This is a genomic window from Sphingomonas humi, assembly GCF_039536725.1.
GTDB classification, from domain to species: domain Bacteria; phylum Pseudomonadota; class Alphaproteobacteria; order Sphingomonadales; family Sphingomonadaceae; genus Sphingomicrobium; species Sphingomicrobium humi.
On record NZ_BAAAZD010000001.1, the window covers coordinates 854,481 to 874,685 of the forward strand.

The following is a 20,205-nucleotide window of genomic DNA, read 5'->3' on the forward strand; positions in this document are numbered from 1 at the left end:
GCCGAGCGCCGATGGACGGTCAAGCCGCCATTCGGCGACCGCTTCGACGAACGACCGAAAGCGTCAGGCCTGCAGCGCCTCGGCGATCAGGCGGCGGCTGTTGTCGATCCCGTAGAGCGCGATGAAGCTGCCGAGGCGCGGGCCCTGGCTCGACCCCAGCAGCGTCTCGTAGGCGGCCTGGAACCACTCCCGCAGGCGTTCCTTGCCGTAATGCTGCTTGCCGATCTCGAACACGGCATTCTGGATCTCGTCGGCCGGAGTGTCGGCGGCGAGCCCGGCGAGCAGGGCGTCGAGATCGCGCAGGGCCGCGGCTTCATCGGCGGTGGGCGCGCGGCGCTGGAGACCGGGCACCACGAAGTCGCGGGCGTAGGTGACCGCCAGCCCGATCAGCTCGTCAAGTTCGGGATCGCTTTCCGGAGCGGTGCCCGGCGCATAGCGCTGGACGAAGCGCCAGGCGGTTGCCTTGTCCGCGACGCCCGGCAGGCTGGCGAGGTTGAGAAGCAGGCTGAAGCTCAGCGGAAGCGACCGCGGCTCCGGCACCGCTCCCTCGTGGATATGGTGCACCGGATTGCCGAGCCGCTGCTCGACCGGCTGGTCGAACCAGCGCTCCCGGAACTGCCAGTAATCGTCGATCGCCCGCGGGATGAGGCCGAGGTGAAGGCTCTTGGCCTTCTTCGGTTCGCGCCAAAGGTAGAACTGCAGGCTCGCTTCGGACCCGTAGGTCAGCCACTGTTCCAGCGTCAGGCCATTGCCCTTCGACTTGGAGATCTTCTCGCCCTTTTCGTCGAGGAACATCTCGTAGTTGAAGCCTTCGGGCGGGCGGGCACCGAGGATGCGGGCGATCTTGCCGGACTGGATCGTGCTGTCGATCAGGTCCTTGCCGGCCATCTCGTAATCGACGCCAAGCGCGACCCAGCGCATCGCCCAGTCGACCTTCCACTGCAGCTTGCTGAGGCCGCCGAGCGCCGACTGGACGACTTCCTGTCCATCCTCGTCGACAAAGGCGATGGTGCCCGCCTCGGCATCGACGACCCGCACCGGCACCTGCAGCACGCGGCCGGTGGTCGGCGACACCGGAAGCACCGGCGAATAGGTCTGGCGCCGTTCTTCGCGCAGCGTGGGCAGCATGACGCCAAGGATGTCGTCGAAGTGGCGCAGCACCGCGCGCAACGCGTCGTCGAAGCGGCCCGACGTGTAGGCGTCGGTCGCGCTGAGAAACTCGTAATCGAAGCCGAAGCGGTCGAGGAACTGCCGCAGCAGCGCATTATTGTGATGCGCGAAGCTTTCGTTGCAGCCGAACGGGTCGGGCACCCTGGTCAACGGCTTGCCCAGCGCTTCCTGCAGGATCTCAGGATTGGGCACGTTGTCCGGGACCTTGCGCAACCCGTCCATGTCGTCGCTGAACGCGATCAGCCGCGTGGGGACGGTGCCTCCGGTCAGAACCTCATAGGCGTGGCGGACCCAGGTCGTGCGGAGAACCTCGGTGAAGGTGCCGATATGCGGCAGGCCCGATGGCCCGTAACCGGTCTCGAACAGCACGGGCGCTCCATTCGCCTTCCCTTGCGGATAGCGGGCGAGCAATTTGCGCGCTTCCTCGAACGGCCAGGCCTTGGAAGTCAGTGCTGCTTGGCGGAGCGCGTCGTCGGTCATGCAGTGCGTCCTGCTTTGTTGCAGGTGCGAAGGCAAGAGTCGGCCTGTCGCCCGCAATGCCTGCCCGCAACCTTTTCGCCGCAATTGAGCTAAGCCAAGGCATGAGCGACACCGGACATAACAATCGCACCTTATGGATCGCCTTCGGGGCGAACCTCGGTATCGCCGTGGCCAAGTTCGGGGCGGCGGCGATCACCGGTTCCTCGGCGATGCTGACCGAAGGCGTCCATTCCGTGGTCGATTCGTCCAACCAGCTTCTCCTGCTGTGGGGCCGACGTGCCTCGCGGCGGCCGGCGGACGCGCTGCATCCGTTCGGCTACGGGCGCGAACTCTACTTCTGGAGTTTCGTGGTCGCGGTTCTGGTGTTCGCGCTCGGGGCCGGCGTTTCGGTCTACGAGGGCATCCTCCACATTGCCGAGCCCGAGCCTGCGGTGAGCCCGCTCATTGCCTATGGCGTGCTCGCGATCGCCTTCCTCCTCGAAGGCGGGTCGACGGTGTCTGCGTTCAAGGAATTCAAGGCGTCCAAGGGGCAGCTCGGATGGCTTCACGCCATCCAGCGCTCGAAGGATCCGCCCGGATTCATCGTCCTTCTTGAAAATGGCGCGGCCATGGCCGGCATTCTGGTTGCTGCCGTCGGTCTTGCCATAAGCCAGTGGACGGGCGACCCGCGCTTCGATGGCGCGGCCTCGATCGTCATCGGCGTTGTCCTCGGTCTGACGGCTTTTTTGCTTGCCTATGAATCCAAGGCACTGCTGATCGGTGAGGCGGCCGATCCCCAACTGGTCGAGGGCTTGCGCCGGCTGGTCGAGGCGCGTTGCGGCGTCACGGGCGTGGGCGAAGTGCTGACCGTTCACAGCAGCCCCGACATGATCACCGCGATGATCTCGGTCGACTTCGAGGATTCGATCTCGGCAGGGGACGTCGAGCGGATCGTCGACGACGTCGAGCGCGAGGCCTGCCGGTCTTTCCCGCTGGTCCGGCGCCTGTACATCCGGCCCCGCAGCGGCGAGGCCTCGCGACCGACTTGAGGCGACACATTCAGCGCGGAAGCATGTTGCCCATCTGTTCTCGCGCCGCCACATAGACTTCAATGACTTCCGTCCTGTCCCTTCCCGCCCTGCACGCGTCCCACGCCGGTATCTGGCTGGTCGGGCCCGATGGGGCACGCGAGGCCGGGCGCGGCGAGGCGATCCGGGCGGTGTCGGACACGCCGCACCTCCTGCTCAACGCCCCGCTCGCCGGACAAAGGCTCGGCTATGCCGAGGTGAGCGGCCTCGACCTCCTCGAACTGTTCGCCTTCGTCCATCCCGCGCGCTTCGTTGTCCCGACGGTGGCTGGGCTTGCCGCGTGGGTCGGGATCGACCTGCCCACCGACGAAGCCGCCGCCGCAGCATTGCTGCCGGCGATCGCCGGGCGCCTGCTCGCGACACTTGGCGAGGAAAGCTGGGCGGCCCGTGAAGGCGCGTGGACGAGCAACGCATCGCTGCACCGGCTTGGCTGGGGCTGGGCGGGGCTGGTCGGCCAGCGGCTGCGGCGACCCGAGCAGGGCGAGCGGATGCTCTTTTCGCGGCTCGATGCGTGGGAGGAGGCTGCCGAACGGCCGCCACCCCGGGTGATCCGGCTGGGCGACGGTGAGGCGGAGGCGCGGCTGGCGCAGTTGACCGGTGCGGGATCGGAAACGCGAGAAGGTCAGCGCGCCTTCGCCGCCGCGGCCGCGCACGCCTTCGCCCCGCGCGATCGCCGCGATGCGCCCAATGTGCTGCTGGCCGAAGCAGGCACCGGGATCGGCAAGACGCTTGGCTACCTCGCGCCGGCCTCTCTGTGGGCGGAAAAGGCGGGCGGGACGGTGTGGGTATCGACGTACACCAAGGCGCTGCAGCGGCAGCTCGATGCCGAGGGGAGCCGGATTGTCCCCGACGAGTCGGAGCGCAAGAAGCGCATCGTCGTGCGCAAGGGGCGCGAGAATTACCTCTGCCTGCTGAACCTGGAAGACGCGCTTCAGGGCAGCTTTTCGGGCCGGGCCGCCGTGCTGGCGCAGCTGGTCGGGCGCTGGGCCGCCTACAGCAAGGATGGCGACATGGTCGGCGGCGACCTGCCCGGCTGGCTGCCGAGCCTGTTCCGCCGCGCCGGCGCCACTGCACTGACCGATCGGCGCGGTGAGTGCGTCTATGCCGGCTGCCCGCATTACCGGAAGTGTTTCATCGAGAAGGCCGAGCGGGCCAGCCGCGGGGCCGACCTCGTGATCGCGAACCACGCGCTGGTGATGATCTCGGCGGCGCGCGGCCGGCTCGGCAACGGGCTTGAGCGGATCGTGTTCGACGAAGGTCATCACTTGTTTGACGCTGCGGATTCGACCTTCGCGGTCGCGCTGAGCGGCGCGGAGACGATCGAGCTTCGGCGCTGGATCGTCGGACCGGAGCGCAGCACGCGTGGTCGCCGCCGAGGGCTCGCGGCGCGCTTGATGGACGTCTGCTCCTACGATGACGAGGGGGCCGTGGCGCTCGACGCCGCGGTGCAGGCGGCGGGACTGCTGCCTGGCGACGGCTGGCTCGGGCGGGTCGTCGAAGGCGTGCCGCTCGGGCCATTCGAGGCCTTGTTCGCAGCGGTGCGCGGAACGGTTCTGGCGCGGGCGCGGGCCGAGGATGCGGGCTATGGCCTCGAGACCGAACTGGCCGAGCCCGATGCGCCGCTGGTCGAGGCCGCTGCGGCCGCGCTGGTCACGTTGGAAGCACTGCAACGGCCGATGACCGCGCTTCGCCTGCGCCTCGAAGCGGTGCTCGAGGATGCGCCGGACTGGCTCGACGCGGCGGCGCGGGCGCGGGTCGAGGGCGCGATTGCGGGGCTCAACTGGCGCGGCGGTGCGGTGGCGGCCTGGGCGCAGCTGTTGGCGCGGGTCGGGGGGGCGGCCGACCCCGACTTCGTCGACTGGCTGAACGTCGACCGGGTCGAAGGGCGCGAGCTCGACATCGGGTTGCAGCGGCGCTGGCTCGATCCCACCCGACCGCTCGCCAAGGCGGTGATCGAACCCGCGCACGGCGTGCTGGTGACCTCCGCGACCCTGCGCGGGGGCGAGGAACATTGGGAGGTCGCCGATGCGCGCACCGGGGCCGCCCACCTGCCCGCCGCGCCCGATCATTTCCACGCCGCGAGCCCGTTCGACTATGCCGCCGCGGCCGAAGTGCTGGTCGTGACCGACGTCAAGCAGGGCGACCTCGCCGCGCTCGCCAACGCCTATGCCCGGCTGATCACGGCGGCCGGCGGCGGGACGCTGGGACTATTCACCGCCATCGCGCGGCTGAAGGCGGTGCAGGCGCGGATTGCCGACCGGCTGGCGCGCGAGCAGTTGCCCTTGCTCGCCCAGCATGTCGATCCGATCGATACGGGCACGCTGGTCGACATGTTTCGCGCCGATCCGCGGGCGAGCCTGCTGGGGACCGATGCGCTTCGCGACGGGGTCGATGTGCCGGGCGAATCGCTTCGGCTGGTGGTGATGGAGCGGGTGCCGTGGCCGCGCCCGACCGTGCTTCACGCGGCGCGACGGCTGGCCGGCGGCGGATCCGCCTATGACGACCGGGTGGTGAAGGCGCGGCTGGCGCAGGCGTTCGGGCGACTGGTGCGGCGCGAGGGCGACCGCGGCACCTTTGTCATGCTGTCGGCGGCTTGCCCGTCACGCTTGCTGAGTGCCTTCCCGCCGGGGGTCAGGGTCAGCCGGGTAAATTTGGAAGAAGCGGTAGATCGGGTCGCCTCGGCCCGCTCCCAGGTTTCATTGTCAGCCCCGAGCATCGTCGAAGGGCGAGTGTGACAGCGCCGGTCCAGTGTCCTTCGACGTCGCCCACGACGAACGAAGTCTAGGAGATGGCGGCGGTGAGCTCCGCCCGGACGCGCTTCAGGGCATCGACCAGCCCTTCCTCGACCGGTGGCGGTTCGGGCAGCGGTTCCTTGCCCTTCAACAGTTGCTGCACGCCGCGCACGGTATAGCCCTGGCTGGTCAGCAGATGGTGGATCCGGCGGACGAGTTCGACGTCCTCCGGCCGGTAATAACGGCGGTTTCCCGCGCGCTGGAGCGGCTTCAGCTGGGGAAACCGGCTCTCCCAGTAGCGCAGGATGTGCTGCGCAATGCCAAGCTCAGCGGAGACTTCGCCGATGGTGCGAAAGGCCGCTGGGTCCTTGGTTCCGGACGGGGCCGGCACTCCTGTCAGCCGCGCGCGATGCGGTCGCGCATGGTCTGGCTGGCGCGGAAAGTCATCACGCGGCGCGGCGCGATCGGCACTTCCACGCCGGTCTTGGGGTTGCGCCCGATGCGCTGGCCCTTGTCGCGCAGGATGAAGCTGCCGAAGCCCGAGATCTTGACGTTCTCGCCATGGGCGAGGGCAGCGCACATGTGGTGAAGCAGCCGCTCGACCATCGAGGCCGACTCGGCGCGGCTGAGGCCGAGCTTGCGGTGGACCACGTCACCTAGATCGGCACGGGTCAGCGTGCCTGCATGCATTTCGCTCTGCCCGCCACGCGGGATACCTGCGTCGGCCATTATCAAACTCCCGCCCTGTCTGGCGCCCGTCGAGGCGCGTCCCCTTGGGCTTGCATAACGCAGATTGCGAGGGTCGGCAAACGGACAATCTTCCCAAGTTGGCGAAGGATGTCCGAGAGTTAAACAGAAAGTAAGGCGGCTCCCCAGGTGAACCCGCCGCCCATTGCTTCGAGCACCACGAGGTCGCCCGGCTTGATCCGGCCGTCCTTGACCGCGACGTCGAGGGCGAGCGGAACCGAGGCGGCCGAGGTGTTGGCGTGGCGGTCGACCGTCAGCACGACCTTGTCGGGCGACAACCCGAGCTTGCGCGCCGTCGCGTCGATGATCCGCGCGTTGGCTTGATGCGGGACGACCCAGTCGACATCGGCGGTCGTCTTGCCGCCTGCTTCGAGCACTTCGCCGAGTACCTCGGCAAGATTGACGACGGCGTGGCGGAAGACCTCGCGGCCCTTCATCCTGAGCTTGCCCACAGTACCGGTGGTGGACGGCCCGCCATCGACGTAGAGCATGTCACCCCACTTGCCGTCGGCGTGCAGCCTGGTCGCCAGGATTCCGCGATCCTCGGTCTCCTCGGCGCGAAGCACGATGGCGCCCGCGCCGTCGCCGAAGAGAACGCAGGTGGTGCGGTCCTCCCAGTCGAGGATCCGGCTGAAAGTCTCGGCGCCGATCACCAGCGCGGTCTTCACATTGCCGCCGCGGAGCATCGCGTCGGCGACGGTCAGGGCGTAAAGAAAGCCGGTGCAGACCGCGTGGACGTCGAACGCGATCCCGTCCCTGATCCCGAGCAGGTGCTGGACCTTGGTCGCCGAGCTTGGGAAGGTCTGGTCGGGCGTGGCGGTCGCAAGCACGATGAGGTCGATGTCGGTAGGCTCGAGGCCGGCGGCGGAAAGCGCCTTACGGGCGGCCTCGGCGGCGAGGGTGGCGGTGGTCTCCCCCTCACCGGCGATATAGCGGCTGCGGATGCCGGTCCGCTCGACGATCCATTCGTCCGATGTATCGACCTGCGCGGCGAGTTCGGCATTGTCGACCCGCCTTGCCGGCAAGGCCGATCCGACCCCGAGGAAAACGCTACGCAGGGTCACTTATTTGCTTGCTCCGGCAAAGGCATGGGCGCGGAATTCGTCGAGGTCGCTCACCACCTGGTTGACGATGTCGCCGCGAACCATGCGGGCGGCGACGGCAATGGCGTTGGCGACGCCCTTGGCATTGGCCCCGCCGTGGCTTTTCACGACCAGACCGTTGAGGCCGAGGAAGACCGCGCCATTGTGATTGTTGGGGTCGAGGTGGACCTTCAGCATGTGCAGCGCAGGCTTGGACAGCGCAAAGCCGGCCTTGGAGCGCAGCGACGAAGTGAAGGCACGGCGCAGGAGGTCGGTGACGAAGCGGGCGGTGCCCTCCGCCGTCTTCAAGGCGATGTTGCCGGAGAAGCCGTCGGTGACGACCACGTCGACCTTCCCGCGCGAAAGCTGGTCGCCCTCGGTGAAGCCGTCAAAGGCGAGGTGGAGATAGGTCGCCTCGCGCAGCAGCGCGGCGGCTTCCTTCAGTTCGTCTGTGCCCTTGAGTTCCTCGGTGCCAATGTTGAGGAGCTTCACCCGCGGTTTCTTCAGGCCGAGCACGGTGCGGGCATAGGCCGCGCCCATGACGGCGAACTGGACGAGGTTCTGGGCGTCGCATTCGGTGTTGGCACCGAGGTCGAGCATCACGCAGTCGTGAGTGCCAAGCGTCGGCAGCAGGGCGGTCAGCGCGGGGCGATCGATGCCGGGCATGGTCCGTAGCGCGAGCTTGGACATCGCCATCAGCGCGCCGGTATTGCCGGACGACAGCGCGGCGTCGGCGGCGCCTTCCTTCACGGCGTTGATGGCGAGGCCCATCGAGGTGGTGCGCGCGCGGCGCAGCGCCTGGCTCGGCTTTTCGTGGCCGGCTATGCTGTCGGGGGCGTGGAGGATCGTGGCGCTGCCGGCGGGCAGGGCCATGGACGCGAGGCGGGGAGCGATCACCGCCTCGTCGCCGACGAGCAGGAAGCGAAGCGCACGGTCGGTGCGCAAGGCGCGCTCAATGCCGCCGAACACCGCGTCCGGGCCGCCATCGCCGCCCATCACATCCACTGCAATGCGTGGAGCCTCGAGGCTCCGAGCGCTGGCCGGTTTGGCCGTCACCTCAACGACGCTCTTCAGGCCTCGGTGGAGAGGATCTCGCGGCCGTTATAATGGCCGCAGGCCTGGCAGAGGTTGTGCGGGAGCTTGAGCTCGCCGCAGTTCGGGCATTCCTGGAAGCTCGCCGGGGTCAGCGCGTGATGGCTGCGGCGCATGTTGCGCTTCGAGGGCGAGGTCTTTCTCTTGGGGACGGCCATTGCGGCACCTGTTCTAAGCTGTTGCGGTCAAAAAAGAAGGCGACGCTCCTCCACCGGCTCACCGGAGCGGAGCCCCGGGGCGGCGACAAGGATCGTCGCGAACGGGCGGCCTATAGCGCAAAGCGCGGGGGAAGCAAGGGCGGGGCTGGCGGGAAGCACGCCGGGGAAAAGCAAAGTGCCTTGGATTTCACTTTGTCCACTTCGCGCCCGGCCCCGTCATCACCGGCGCTTCAGGCGAGCACCCGGTCTCCGACGAAGGGGTTGCTTGCCCGTTCGCGTTCGAAGCTGCTGGCGGGACCGTGGCCGGGGATGAACACGGTGTCGTTGCCGAGCGGCCAGAGCTTGGTCCGGACCGAATCGAGCAGGTCCTGATGATTGGACAGCGGAAAGTCGGTCCGCCCGATCGAGCCCGCGAACAGCACATCGCCGACCAGCGCGAGGCTGGACGGCGGGTGATGGAAGATGACGTGCCCGGGCGTGTGACCGGGGGTGTGATAGACGTCGAGCACGAGGTCGCCGACGGTCACCTGCTCGCCTTCCGTCAGCCAGCGATTGGGTTCGAAGGGCGAGGCGTCGATCCCGTAGGCGGCGCCGTCGTCGGCGAGCCGGGCGATCCAGAACAGGTCGTCGAGGTGCGGCCCTTCGATCGGCACCCCGAGTTCCGCCGCGAGCTGGCCCGCCTGCCCGCAATGGTCGATGTGGCCGTGGGTGAGGATGATCTTTTCGACGGTCACCCCGGCCTGGGCGACGGCCGCCCTGATCTTGGGAAGGTCACCGCCCGGATCGCACAGCGCGGCCTTGTTGGTCGCGGTGCACCACAGGAGGGTGCAATTCTGCTGCAGCGGGGTGACCGGGATCACCACCGCCTTCAACGGCGGATTGTCTTGGGCGCTCACGCAAATTCCATTCTTGCTTACTTGAGCAGCGTCTGCTGCCAGAACTGCAGGGTCGACCAGAACAGATAGTCCTGGTTTTCCTTCTTGCCGAAGCCGTGGCCTTCATTCTCGCCGACCATGTACCAGGTCGGCGCGGCGCCCGGACGGGCATTGAGGGCGGCGACGACTTGGTCGGCCTCGGACTTGGGCACGCGCGGATCGTTGGCGCCCTGGACGACGAACATCGGAGCCCTGATTTCCCCGACGCGGCGAAGCGGGCTGATCTCCTGCAGCTTGGCGCGCTGTTCAGGAATGCGCTCGTCGCCATATTCGACCCGGCGAAGGTCACGGCGATAGCTTTGCGTGCCTTCGAGGAAGGTGACGAAATCGGAGATGGCGACGTTGCAGAGCGCGCCCTTGAAGTCGGCCGCGTAGGCGATCGCCGAGGCGTAGCACATGTAGCCGCCATAGCTTCCGCCGGTCACCGCCATCCGATTGCCGTCGATCGCCGGATCGGCCTTGAGCGCGGCGAGGAAGGCGCCGATGTCCTTGATCGAATCCTCCCGCTTGAACGGACCGTTGTCGAGGCTGACGAAGCGCTTGCCGAAGCCGGTCGAGCCGCGGACGTTGGGATAGAAGACGGCGATGCCGAGCTCGTTCACCAGATAGTTGCCGCGGCCGATGAAGCCGGGACGAATCTGCCCTTCGGGGCCACCGTGAATGTCGACGACCACCGGGCGCTTGCCGGGGAATTTGGCGGGATCGGGGCGGTAGAGGAAGCCCGACACGCGCTCACCGTCGAAGCTTTTTACCTCGATCAGCCGGGCGGCGGGGTTGCGCGAGAAGTCGAGGCCGCCGGTCTCGCTCCGGGTCCAGCGGGTGAGCTTGCCGGTGGCGGGGTTCAGCGACCAGGCGTCGGCGGTGCCGCTGGCCGAGTTGAAGGAGAAGCCAAGCTCTCCCCAGGGCGACCATTCGAGGCCCCCGGCGACGCCGACCGGCAGGCTGGTGACCTGCCGCGCCCGACCGCTGGCGGCGTCGAGGATGTAAAGGCGGCTGATCCCGGCTTCGTTGGTGAGATAGGCGATCTGGCGGCCGTCGTCCGAAATGTCGAATTCGTCGATGTCCCAGCGGCCGGCATTGGCGACGGGCGTGAACTTGCCGGTGGTCGTGTCCATCCGGCCGAGGCGCTGGACGTCGCTGTCCTCGTCCGACAGCACCCACAGCTGGCCACCAGGCGCGAATTGCGCGCCGCCAAAGGCGATGTCCTTCTTGTGATCACCGAGCGGCGTCAGCTGGCGGGTGTTGAGGTCGAGGAGATAGGGATCGACGTTGGTCACCGACTGGTAGTTGGCGACCAGCGCCTTGGCATTGCCGGGCGCGAAGGCGGTGATGCCCCAGCCGCCGCCCTTGACCTCCGCGACGAGCCGGTTGCTCTTCGGGTCACGCGGGTCGATCACGTAGAGGTCGCTGTCGGTGCCGTTGCGGCGGGTCGAGCTGTAGGCGAGGAGCTTGCCGTCCTTGCTCCAGGCGCCAAGCTCGTTGCGGCTCTTGCCGTCGGTGAGCAGGGTCAGCTGACCGCCATCGAGCCGATAGAGCTGGAAGAATTCGCCGCCGCCGACGTCCTTCTGGATGGCGAGGACGTCGCCCGAGGGCGCCCAGCTGCCGGATACGGGTTCGGCTTCGAACGTGATCTGCTGGCGGTCCATCATCGGCCCGGCGACGCGGTGGAGCTGGGGGACGTTGCCGAAGCGGGTCCGGATCAGCATCGAGCGGTCGCGCTTGTTCCAGCCGGCAAAGCCAGCGCTGCGCAGTTCCATGTAGGGGCGGGTCCGGGCGGCGAGCTCGGCCGGAACCGGGGGCACGGCCTGCACGGTAAGCGCGGCGGGCTTGGGCTGATTCGCGGGTGACTGCGCGAGGACGGCGGTGGAGACGAGGGCCGAGGTGGCGGCGAGCGCCAGAGTGAGGCGGTTCAGCATGGGGGGAGCTCCTACTGGGCGGGCTTGGCGGGTTCGAGCACGGCCATCGAGGGCGGTGCGTCCTTGAGCGAGCGGGCGGTCGCTTCCGCGCCGCGCAGGGCCCGCAGGACATTGCCCCCGGCAAGCTTGGCGAGGTTGGCGTCGGACCAGCCCCGGCGGATCAGTTCGGCGAACAGCAAGGGGTAGCTTTCGACCCCGGTGAGCCCGGTCGGGGTGTAGGGAATGCCATCGAGGTCGGCGCCGATCCCGACATGGTCGTAGCCGGCGATCTTCGCCACATGTTCGACGTGGTTGGCGACGTCCACGACCGTGGTCTCCGGACGCGGGTTCCGGGCGTCCCAATCCTTGATCCCGGCGTCGACCGCGGCCTGGCTGGCGCGGTGGATGGCCTTGAGGCGCGCGGTTTCGGCGTCGCGGCTGGCGCTCCAGTCCCATACCTTCTGGCTGATGAAGCCCGGGACCCAGTTGACCATGACGACGCCGCCATTGGCGGGCAGCAGGCGAAGCACATCGTCGGGGACGTTGCGCGGATGCGGGACGATGCCGCCGGCGCTGCTGTGCGAGAAGATGACCGGGGCCTTCGACAGCCCGATCGCCTGGCGCATCACGTCGGGCGAGACGTGGGAGAGGTCGACCAGCATGCCGAGGCGGTTCATCTCGCCCACGACTTCGCGGCCGAAGGGCGAAAGGCCGTTCCACTTGGGCTGGTCGGTCGCACTGTCGGCCCATTCGGTGGTCTGGTTGTGGGTCAGCGTCATGTAGCGCGCACCCGCGTCGTAGAAGAGGCGCAGCGCGGCAAGGCTGCCACCGATCTGCCGTCCGCCCTCGATCCCGATCAGGCTTCCGACCTTGCCCGCCTTGTGCGCCTTCACGAGGTCGTCGGCGCTGGTCGCCCAGGCGAGGTCATTGGGGTAGGCGCGAACGAGGCGGTGGACGGTGTCGATCTGTTCGATGGTCTGGCGGATCGCCGCATCGCCGACGACCGTGCCATCGATATAGACCGACCAGAACTGCCCACCGACGCGGCCGGCCTTCAAGCGCGCCATGTCGGTCATCAGCGGCTTGTTGCGGGTCGTCCCGCCGCTGGCGAGCCCGGCGACGTTCAGCTCGTAATTCTCGCGCAGCTGTTCGGGGAGGTCGTTGTGACCGTCGATCAGCGGGGTCGCCTTGAGGATACGGTCGATCCGCTGGCTGACCTTGGGATCGATGCTCTGGGACATGGCGGATACCGGGATGAGGCTCGCGGCCGCGGCGGCGAGCAGGAAGGGGGAGAGGCGCATGCGTCCGACTTTACGAAGCGGCGGCCTCCTTGCAAACGCCTGTTTGATGGATGCGCCGTTTCTCCTGTTCGACGATGCCCGGCCGGGTGGCCGCGCACGATTGTATCGCGGGCCTGTCGGCGAGGTGCGGGCCGAGCGGATGGACGACGTGTTGCCGGCGCTAGACGCGCTGCAGGCGGCGGTGCGGGAGGGCAATCATGCGGCGGGGTTCCTGGCCTATGAGGCGGGGCATGCGCTCGACCCCGCGCTGGCCGGAACCGCGCGGCAGGGCGCGGGGCCGCTGCTGTGGTTCGGGTTGTTCGATCGCTATGAGGAGGTCGTTGCCGACGCGCTATTGCCCGACCCCGCGGGCGCGTGGAACGGCGCGCCGAAGCCGCGGTGGGAGCGCGGCGACTATCTGGCGGCGGTGGCCGAGGTGCACGAGCAATTGCGCGCGGGGGAGCATTACCAGGTCAATCTGACCTTTCCCTGCACGGTCAGGATCGCAGGCGATCCGGCGGCGCTCTACGCCCGGCTGCGTGAGGCGTCGAAGGCGGGGTGGGGAGCGCTGATCCGGCATCCGGACGGCTGGCTGCTGAGCCTCAGTCCCGAGCAGTTCTTCACGCTGAAGGGCGGCGCGATCGAGGCGCGGCCGATGAAGGGGACCGCCCCGCCCGACGCGGCGGCGGAGGTGCTGACCGGGGACGCCAAGAGCCGGGCGGAAAATCTGATGATCGTCGATCTGCTCCGCAACGACCTTGCGCGGGTGGCGGAACCGGGCAGCGTCGCGGTGCCCGAACTGTTCGCGGTGGAACGCTATCCGACGGTCACCCAGATGGTCAGCCGGGTGACCGCGCGGCTGCGGCCCGGGCTTGGCGCGGTGGACGTGCTGCGGACGATCTTTCCCTGCGGGTCGGTGACCGGAGCGCCCAAGGTGGCGGCGATCAAGGCCCTCCGCGCGCTCGAGCCTCACCCACGCGGCGCCTATTGCGGATCGGCCGGGTGGATCGAGCCGGGCGGCGATGCGGCGTTCAACGTCCTTATCCGCACGCTCGAGATTGGTGAAAACGTCGGCATCGCGACACTTGGCCTGGGTTCGGGGCTTGTCGTCGACTCCATTGCGGAGGATGAATGGAGCGAATGCCTGTCCAAGGGAGATTTCGTGACGCGTGACCGCCCGTCGTTCGACCTGATCGAGACCATGCGCTTCGATCCCGAGGAAGGGGTGATCGAGCTCGATCGCCACCTCGACCGGCTGCAGGCGTCGGCCGGCGCGCTGGATTTCCGTTTCAACCGGCATGCGGCGCGCAACGAGCTTCAGGCGGCGACCTTCGGGCGGCGGGCGACCGGGACGGCGCGGTTGCTGCTGTCGCCGACCGGGATGATGGCGGTGGAAGTGCGCGGGCTTCCGGCCCGTCATGCCGATCCGCTCAACGTCCGGGTCATGCCGCTCCCCGTCGCGACCAGCGATTTCAGGCTTCGCTACAAGTGCACCGACCGGGCTTTCTATGACCAGGCACGCCTGTCGAGCGGGGCCGACGAGGTGCTGTTCACGGACCGCGAGGGCTATCTGACCGAGGGCAGCTTCACCTGCCTGTTCGTCGAGCGCGATGGAATGCTGGTGACCCCGCCGCTCAGCCGCGGGCTGCTGCCGGGGGTGCTCCGGGCCAAGCTGATCGACGAGGGCCGGGCGGTGGAAGGCGACCTTCGCGAGGAGGATCTGGCGGACGGGTTCCTGCTCGGCAACATGCTGCGCGGGCTGATCAGGGCGCGGCTGGCGGTCTAGGCGGCGAGCGGGAACTTCAGCAGGCGATCCTTGACGGGCACGAGGGCCGCGGCGGGGGTGCCGACCTTGCGCAGGATCTCCGCATGGCCGGCATCGAGCCCGCCGGTCAGCGCACCGAAGGCGGGCAGGATCAGCTTGGCACCGCTGGCGACGAAGCAGCGGCGGCTGACCTTGCGGCCGCGGACGTTGAGCCGCAGCTTGGGATGGTAATGACCTGACAGTTCGGGCCGGGGGTCGGCGATGTCGGCTTCGTGGCGGAGGATCAGGCCGTCGACCGCCACTTCTTCCATGAGGGTGCCGCCGCAATGGTCGGCAAAGCCGGGATCGTGGTTGCCGAGGATCCAGGTCCAGTCGAGGCGGGCGGTGAGCGCCAGCAGCATCGCGCGCGCGGCGTCGGGCAGGCGGTCGCAGCCGAACCTGTCGTGGAAGCTGTCGCCAAGGCAGTAGAGCCGTGTCGCCCCGGTGCGGTCGACCAGCTCGGTCAGCGCAGCGAGGGTCGCCTGGCTGTCGTAGGGCGGGAGGAACTGGCCGAGCTTGGCGAACCAGCTCGCCTTTTCGAGGTGCAGGTCGGCGACCAGCAGCGCACGCCGGGCGGGCCACCACAGCGCACCCTGGGGATCGGCGAGAAAATCGTGACCGGCGAACGAAAGGGGAACCATCGTGGGGCCGCTTAGCCCGACTTCTGATTCCGTGGCAACGACTTAGTAGCCGCGGTTCACCACATGGTCGCGCAGCGCGCGGGCGTCGTGAAGGGCGTTGTGCGGGACCGCGCTGTTGCGGGCGGTGGAGAAGCCAGCGAGGTTCAAGAGGCGGAAGGTCATCGGCGGGACGGTGACCATCTGCCCGTTGCCGGTCATCAGCGCCTTGCACAGGTAGGAAATGTCGTCGGGCCAGTCGGCGACCACCTCGACTTCGTCGAACGGGCTGAACCAGCGGGAAAGCTCGCGGGCGACGTCGGCGGCGGCCTGCGGTTCGGCGCGGAGGTGCTGGGGCACGGTTTCAAGATAGGGGACGACGTGGCGTTCGACCCAGTCGGTGCAGGGCCGCTCGTGCTTGAGGATGGCGTAATATTCCTCGCTCGCATCGTCGGGGACGAGCGCGAGGCTGAGCAGGGGCCCACCGAAGCCGTCGAACTCGCAATCGAGGAAGTAGCGCATGGCGGAACGCTCTGGACGAGTGCGCCCGTCCGCGCCAGTCTCCGCGGCAGATCAAACACAGGGGGAGTTGCGCGATGCGGACGATTGGACTTGGGCTGGTACTGGCGCTGGCGGCGACATCGGCGGGCGCGCAGGTGCCCAATCGGACGGCGCTGGAGAAGGTAGTGGCCGAACGCCACGACCAGAGCGTCAGGATGCTTCAGGAATGGATCGCGCTGCCGACCATCGCGGCGGAGAAGCGCAACGTCGCCGAGGGCGCCGAGCATATGCGCAAGCTTGCGCTCGATGCTGGCTTCCAGCAGGCGCGGATCGTCCAGTCGGGCGGCGTACCGGGGGTGTTCGCCACCCTCGATGCCGGGGCGCCGGTGACGCTCGGCATCTACTTCATGTATGACGTGAAGCAGTTCGACCCGACCGAATGGCAAAGCCCACCGCTGTCGGGCACGCTGTACGACCGGCCGGGCGAGGGCCAGGCGATCCGCGGCCGCGGCGCGGTCAACCAGAAGGGGCCGGAAACGGCGTTCCTGGCCGCGCTGCAGGCGTTCAAGGCGAGCGGGCGCAAGCTGCCTGTGAACCTGGTGCTCGTGGCCGAAGGCGAGGAAGAGATCGCCTCGCCCAACTTCCCGACCATCGTCGCCGACCCGGAAGTTGCCGCTGCGCTGAAGAAGACCGTCGGGGTGTTCATCCCGGCGGCCAGCCAGGACGCGGACGGCACCGCGGGGATCACGCTGGGGGCCAAGGGCGCTGTCGAATTCCAGCTGATCGTCGGCGGGGAGACCAGCGGCAAATATCCCAAGAACGATATCCATTCGAGCAACTATGCGCGGATCGAGAGCCCGGCCTGGCGGCTGGTGAAGGCGCTCAACACCATGGTCGCCGATGATGGCCATACGCCGACAATCGACGGCTTCATGGACAATGTGCAGCCGCTCACCGCGCGGCAGAAGGAGCTGATCGCGCAGCGTGTCGCGTCCTCCAACGAGGCGACCGAGAAGAAGAATCTCGGCGTTGAGCAGTGGATCGACAATGCGGGCTTCCAGGCCGCGTCAGAGCGCTTCCTCGCGATGCCGACGGTCAACATCCAGGGGCTGGTCAGCGGCTATACCGGGGTTGGCGGCAAGACCGTGCTGCCCGGACGGGCGGAGGCGAAGCTGGAATTCCGGCTGGTCCCCAACATGACCAAGGACGAGGTCGTCACCAAGCTGAAGGCGCACCTTGCCAAGCGCGGGTTCGACGATGTGAAGGTGGTGGTGAGCGGCGGCTATGGTCCCAACCAGACCGACGAGAACAGCCCCTTCATCCAGGCGCAGAAGCGCGTGCTGGACCGGGCCAAGATCCCCTACACGATCACGCCGCGCAACGCCGGAAGCTGGCCGGGCGTGGTGTTCAACGGCGCGCCGCTGAACCTGCCGACCGGGCAGTTCGGGGTCGGGCGCGGAAGCGGGGCGCATGCGCCGAACGAATGGTTCCTGATCAAGTCGAGCAACCCGAAGATCGCCGGGCTGGACGAGACGACGATGCTGTTCGTCGACTATCTCTACGAGGTGGCGAAGCTGGGGCGGAAGTAACTGCCGATCAGCGCGGCGGACAGACGTCCTCGGGACGGGCGCGGCCCTTGCGGCAGCGCTCGTCAAGGGCACGGCGTTCGCGGCCGAGGCGTTCCTCTTCCTTGCGGATCTGCCGCCCGCGCTTCTCGTCGGCTTCCGACTGGCTGGTAGTGACCGCGTCGACCCCGGCCGAGACGACCTTGACCGGCAGGGTGACGACATCGACCGCGGTGCTGGCGACCGCACAGGCGGACAGGGCTGGAGCGAGCAAGAGGACTGGCAGGAAGCGCATCAGGGCATTGTAGCCCTTCGAAGCTGAACCCCCAACATCGGTCAGTCGCGGAAGGACTTCGACTTGCCCGGCGCTGGCGTCCTTCGACTTCGCTCAGGACGGACGAGCCCGTGGGCGAGCGTCAGTCTTCTCGCATCGCCAGTTCGGCGAGAGCGCTTTCAGCCTCCACCAGCAGGGCTTCGTCGGCGCTCGCCCCGCTCGGCAGGGCCTCGCGGCCGATGACGACCATCAGCGGCACCGCCATCGGGGTGACTCGGGGGAGGTCGACATGGACCATTTGCGCCGCCGCGCGCTCGACCAGCCGGGCAAGGCGGCCGAGTTCGGTCATGCGGGCGCGGGCGTCGTCCCAGGCGGCGCGCATGAGGAGATGCTCGGGCTCATACTTGCGGAGCACGTCGTAGATGAGGTCGGTCGAGAAGCTGACCTGCTTGCCCGTCTTGCGTTTTCCCGGGTGCTGCCGCTCGACCAGGCCGCCGATCACCGCCACTTCGCGAAAGGCGCGTTTCAGAAGCATCGACTGCTCGACCCATTCGACGAATTCGCCTTCGAGGATGTCAGGCGAGAGCAGCGTCGCGGGATCGGTGATCGGTTCGAGGCCGTAGACCGACAGCGCGTAGTCATTGGCGACGAAGCCCAAGGGCTTGAGGCCGAGCTTTTCCATCCGCTTGGTGATCAGCATGCCGAGCGACTGGTGGGCGTTCCAGCCTTCGAAGCTGTACATCAGCATGTAGTGGCGGCCTTCGTGGGGGAAGGTTTCGACCAGCAATTCGTCGGGCTGGGGCAGGCGCGAGCGGCGCTGCTGCACCTCCAGCCACTCGCTGACGTCCTTGGGAAAACGGTGCCAGTCCGACGGATCGGCGAGCATCGCCTTGACCCGGTCGGCGAGGTGGGTGGTCATGCTCATCCGCTGCCCGCCATAGGTGACCAGCCGGGCTTCTTTCTTCGACGCCTGGACGAGGATGTCGCTGTCCTTGAACTGCAGCACTTCAAGGCTGAGGCCGGCGAAGAAGACGTGGTCGCCGACGGTGAGCGTGGAGGCGAAGCCTTCCTCGACGCGGCCGAGCATCCGCCCGTTCTTGAAACGGACGTCGAGCATCGGATTGTCGACGATGATCCCGGCGTTGAGCCGGTGCTGGGTCGCGACCGCGGGCTTGGTGATGCGCCATTGGCCCGAGCCTGCGGGCTCCTCCACGAGGCGGCGGAACTTGTCGTAAGCGCGCAAGGCGTAGCCGCCGGTGGCGATGTAGGCGAGCACGCGCTCGAAGATGTCGTCGGTCAGGCCCGCATAAGGCGCGGCGGAGCGAATTTCGGCTAGCAGTTCGGCCTGGTCGAACGGGGCGGCGCAGGCGCAGGCGAGGATGTGCTGGGCGAGCGTGTCGAGCGTTCCGGGGCGGAAGATTTCGGGATCGAGCTCGCGCGCCGCCACTGCGTCGAGGGCGGCGCGGGCCTCGAGATATTCGAAGCGGTTGCCGGGAACGATGGTACCGTGGCTTGGCTCGTCGAGGCGGTGGTTGGCGCGGCCGATCCGTTGCAGCAGGCGCGAACTGCCCTTGGGGGCGCCCATCTGGATGACGAGGTCGACGTCGCCCCAGTCGATCCCGAGGTCGAGCGAGCTGGTGCAGACCAGCGCCCGCAGGCGGCCGGCGGCCATCGCGGCCTCGACCTTGCGGCGGGCTTCGAGCGCGAGGCTGCCGTGGTGGACGCCGATCGGCAGGCCGGTCTCGTTCACCTTCCACAGGTCCTGGAAGATCAGCTCGCACAGGCCGCGGGTGTTGCAGAAGACGAGGGTCGTCTTGTGCGCCTCGATCTCGGCCATGACCTGCTTGGCGGCATAGCGGCCCGAGTGGCCCGACCAGGGAACGCGGTTCTGCGGCAGGAGGATGTCGAGCACCGGTTCGGCGCCTTCTGCGCCGAGGACGACGTCGACCTCGTCCATGTCGGCATCGGGGGCGAGCCAGCTACGATAGGCGTCGGGATCGGCGACGGTGGCGGACAGGCCGACACGGCGGAGGTCGGGTGCGATCCGCTGCAGGCGGGAGAGGGCGAGCGCGAGGAGATCGCCGCGCTTGTCACGGGCGAAGGCGTGGATCTCGTCGAGGACGATCGTGCGCAGCCCCGCGAACATGGTGAAGCTGTCGGGGTAGGACAGCAGCAGCGACAGGCTTTCGGGCGTGGTCAGCAGGACCTGCGGCGGCTTTGCCCGCTGGCGCGCCTTGCGGTCGGACGGGGTGTCGCCGGTGCGGGTTTCGACCCGGATGTCGAGGCCCATCTCCTCGATCGGGTCGAGGAGGTTGCGCTGGACGTCGACCGCCAGCGCTTTCAGCGGCGAGATGTAGAGAGTGTGGAGCCCTTCGGCCGGGGCGTCGGCAAGCTCGCAGATGGTCGGGAGGAAACCCGCCAGCGTCTTGCCCGCGCCGGTCGCGGCGACCAGCAGCGCGTGGCGGCCCGCGCGGGCACGCTCGAGCATCTCCAGCTGGTGGCGGCGCGGCTGCCAGCCGCGCTGCTCGAACCAGTCGGCGACTTGCCGCGGAAGGTCAGCCCCGGTCAGAGGCCGCTGTTGGGATCGCGCTCATGCTCGCGCTGCTCGGCGGCATAATTTTCGCGGGTGGCCCGTTCGGTGATTTCGGGATCGATCTTGCTTTTCCGGTTGCGGGTGAGGACCCAGATCATCACGCCCAGGAGGATGATCGGGCCCACGATCGTCACCAGGGTCCAGTAGTTGACGTCGCTGCCTTCGGCCATTGAACACCCTCATTCATCATCATGCTTGCGGAACCGTCCGCCT

The 20,205-nt window shown here is 68.0% G+C and carries 18 protein-coding genes; 4 read left to right on the plus strand and 14 right to left on the minus strand.

Going from position 1 to position 20,205, the window contains the following annotated elements; translation table 11 throughout:
* Positions 1–63: 63 nt before the first annotated feature.
* Positions 64–1,650 carry a lysine--tRNA ligase gene (locus ABD729_RS04190; protein WP_344708897.1) on the minus strand — a complete coding sequence of 529 codons (1,587 nt, stop codon included), beginning with the start codon at positions 1,648–1,650 and terminating at the stop codon, positions 64–66.
* A gap of 101 nt (positions 1,651–1,751) precedes the next feature.
* Here ABD729_RS04190 and ABD729_RS04195 point away from each other — a divergent pair, with 101 nt between their 5' ends.
* On the plus strand, positions 1,752–2,678 hold the full coding sequence (locus tag ABD729_RS04195; protein WP_344708898.1) for a cation diffusion facilitator family transporter: 927 nt from the start codon (positions 1,752–1,754) through the stop codon (positions 2,676–2,678).
* A gap of 62 nt (positions 2,679–2,740) precedes the next feature.
* The gene (locus ABD729_RS04200) at positions 2,741–5,452 is read left to right on the plus strand and encodes an ATP-dependent DNA helicase (protein WP_344708899.1); all 2,712 of its coding nucleotides are present in this window, start codon (positions 2,741–2,743) and stop codon (positions 5,450–5,452) included.
* A gap of 46 nt (positions 5,453–5,498) precedes the next feature.
* On the opposite strand, the gene ABD729_RS04205 is transcribed toward ABD729_RS04200, so the two are convergent.
* The 8 genes from ABD729_RS04205 to ABD729_RS04240 all read right to left on the minus strand — a co-directional run bounded on the left by ABD729_RS04205 (position 5,499) and on the right by ABD729_RS04240 (position 12,659).
* Positions 5,499–5,840 carry a MerR family transcriptional regulator gene (locus tag ABD729_RS04205; RefSeq protein ID WP_344708900.1) on the minus strand — a complete coding sequence of 114 codons (342 nt, stop codon included), beginning with the start codon at positions 5,838–5,840 and terminating at the stop codon, positions 5,499–5,501.
* Positions 5,841–5,845: 5 nt separating this feature from the next.
* A complete protein-coding gene (locus ABD729_RS04210; RefSeq protein WP_344708901.1) occupies positions 5,846–6,178 on the minus strand; it encodes an integration host factor subunit alpha in 333 nt (110 codons plus the stop codon).
* Positions 6,179–6,297: 119 nt separating this feature from the next.
* Positions 6,298–7,260 carry a beta-ketoacyl-ACP synthase III gene (locus ABD729_RS04215; protein ID WP_344708902.1) on the minus strand — a complete coding sequence of 321 codons (963 nt, stop codon included), beginning with the start codon at positions 7,258–7,260 and terminating at the stop codon, positions 6,298–6,300.
* Complete coding sequence (gene plsX, locus ABD729_RS04220; protein ID WP_344708903.1) at positions 7,261–8,334, minus strand: phosphate acyltransferase PlsX; 1,074 nt, start codon at positions 8,332–8,334, stop codon at positions 7,261–7,263. It abuts the gene before it with no gap.
* Between the two features lie 14 nt (positions 8,335–8,348).
* Positions 8,349–8,528, minus strand: a complete 180-nt coding sequence (gene rpmF / locus ABD729_RS04225) for a 50S ribosomal protein L32 (RefSeq protein WP_344708904.1) — start codon at positions 8,526–8,528, stop codon at positions 8,349–8,351.
* A gap of 230 nt (positions 8,529–8,758) precedes the next feature.
* Positions 8,759–9,424 carry an MBL fold metallo-hydrolase gene (locus tag ABD729_RS04230; protein ID WP_344708905.1) on the minus strand — a complete coding sequence of 222 codons (666 nt, stop codon included), beginning with the start codon at positions 9,422–9,424 and terminating at the stop codon, positions 8,759–8,761.
* A 17-nt stretch (positions 9,425–9,441) separates the two neighbouring features.
* Positions 9,442–11,379, minus strand: a complete 1,938-nt coding sequence (locus ABD729_RS04235; RefSeq protein WP_344708906.1) for a S9 family peptidase — start codon at positions 11,377–11,379, stop codon at positions 9,442–9,444.
* Between the two features lie 11 nt (positions 11,380–11,390).
* On the minus strand, positions 11,391–12,659 hold the full coding sequence (locus ABD729_RS04240; protein WP_344708907.1) for a dipeptidase: 1,269 nt from the start codon (positions 12,657–12,659) through the stop codon (positions 11,391–11,393).
* Between the two features lie 46 nt (positions 12,660–12,705).
* On the opposite strand from ABD729_RS04240, the gene ABD729_RS04245 reads away from it, so the two are divergent.
* On the plus strand, positions 12,706–14,424 hold the full coding sequence (locus tag ABD729_RS04245) for a chorismate-binding protein (protein ID WP_344708908.1): 1,719 nt from the start codon (positions 12,706–12,708) through the stop codon (positions 14,422–14,424).
* Here the strand turns inward: ABD729_RS04245 and pdeM are convergent.
* Together pdeM and ABD729_RS04255 are read right to left on the minus strand one after the other, a co-directional pair.
* Positions 14,421–15,083 carry a ligase-associated DNA damage response endonuclease PdeM gene (gene pdeM / locus ABD729_RS04250; RefSeq protein WP_344708909.1) on the minus strand — a complete coding sequence of 221 codons (663 nt, stop codon included), beginning with the start codon at positions 15,081–15,083 and terminating at the stop codon, positions 14,421–14,423. The two genes, ABD729_RS04245 and pdeM, sit on opposite strands and share 4 nt — an antisense overlap.
* 42 nt (positions 15,084–15,125) lie before the next feature.
* Positions 15,126–15,581 (minus strand): hypothetical protein, encoded by a 456-nt coding sequence (locus ABD729_RS04255; RefSeq protein ID WP_344708910.1) that lies wholly within the window; start codon positions 15,579–15,581, stop codon positions 15,126–15,128.
* 74 nt (positions 15,582–15,655) lie between these two features.
* Here ABD729_RS04255 and ABD729_RS04260 point away from each other — a divergent pair, with 74 nt between their 5' ends.
* Positions 15,656–17,149: a M20/M25/M40 family metallo-hydrolase gene (locus ABD729_RS04260; RefSeq protein ID WP_344708911.1), complete on the plus strand. Its 1,494-nt coding sequence runs from the start codon at positions 15,656–15,658 to the stop codon at positions 17,147–17,149.
* Between the two features lie 7 nt (positions 17,150–17,156).
* On the opposite strand, the gene ABD729_RS04265 is transcribed toward ABD729_RS04260, so the two are convergent.
* The 3 genes from ABD729_RS04265 to ABD729_RS04275 form a co-directional block, all read right to left on the minus strand.
* The gene (locus ABD729_RS04265) at positions 17,157–17,420 is read right to left on the minus strand and encodes a hypothetical protein (protein WP_344708912.1); all 264 of its coding nucleotides are present in this window, start codon (positions 17,418–17,420) and stop codon (positions 17,157–17,159) included.
* 121 nt (positions 17,421–17,541) lie between these two features.
* Positions 17,542–19,968: a ligase-associated DNA damage response DEXH box helicase gene (locus ABD729_RS04270; protein WP_344709634.1), complete on the minus strand. Its 2,427-nt coding sequence runs from the start codon at positions 19,966–19,968 to the stop codon at positions 17,542–17,544.
* Entirely contained in the window at positions 19,965–20,162 is a 198-nt protein-coding gene (locus ABD729_RS04275; RefSeq protein ID WP_344708913.1) for a hypothetical protein, read from the minus strand. Before ABD729_RS04275 ends, ABD729_RS04270 begins: the two co-directional genes overlap by 4 nt.
* Positions 20,163–20,205: the final 43 nt, after the last annotated feature.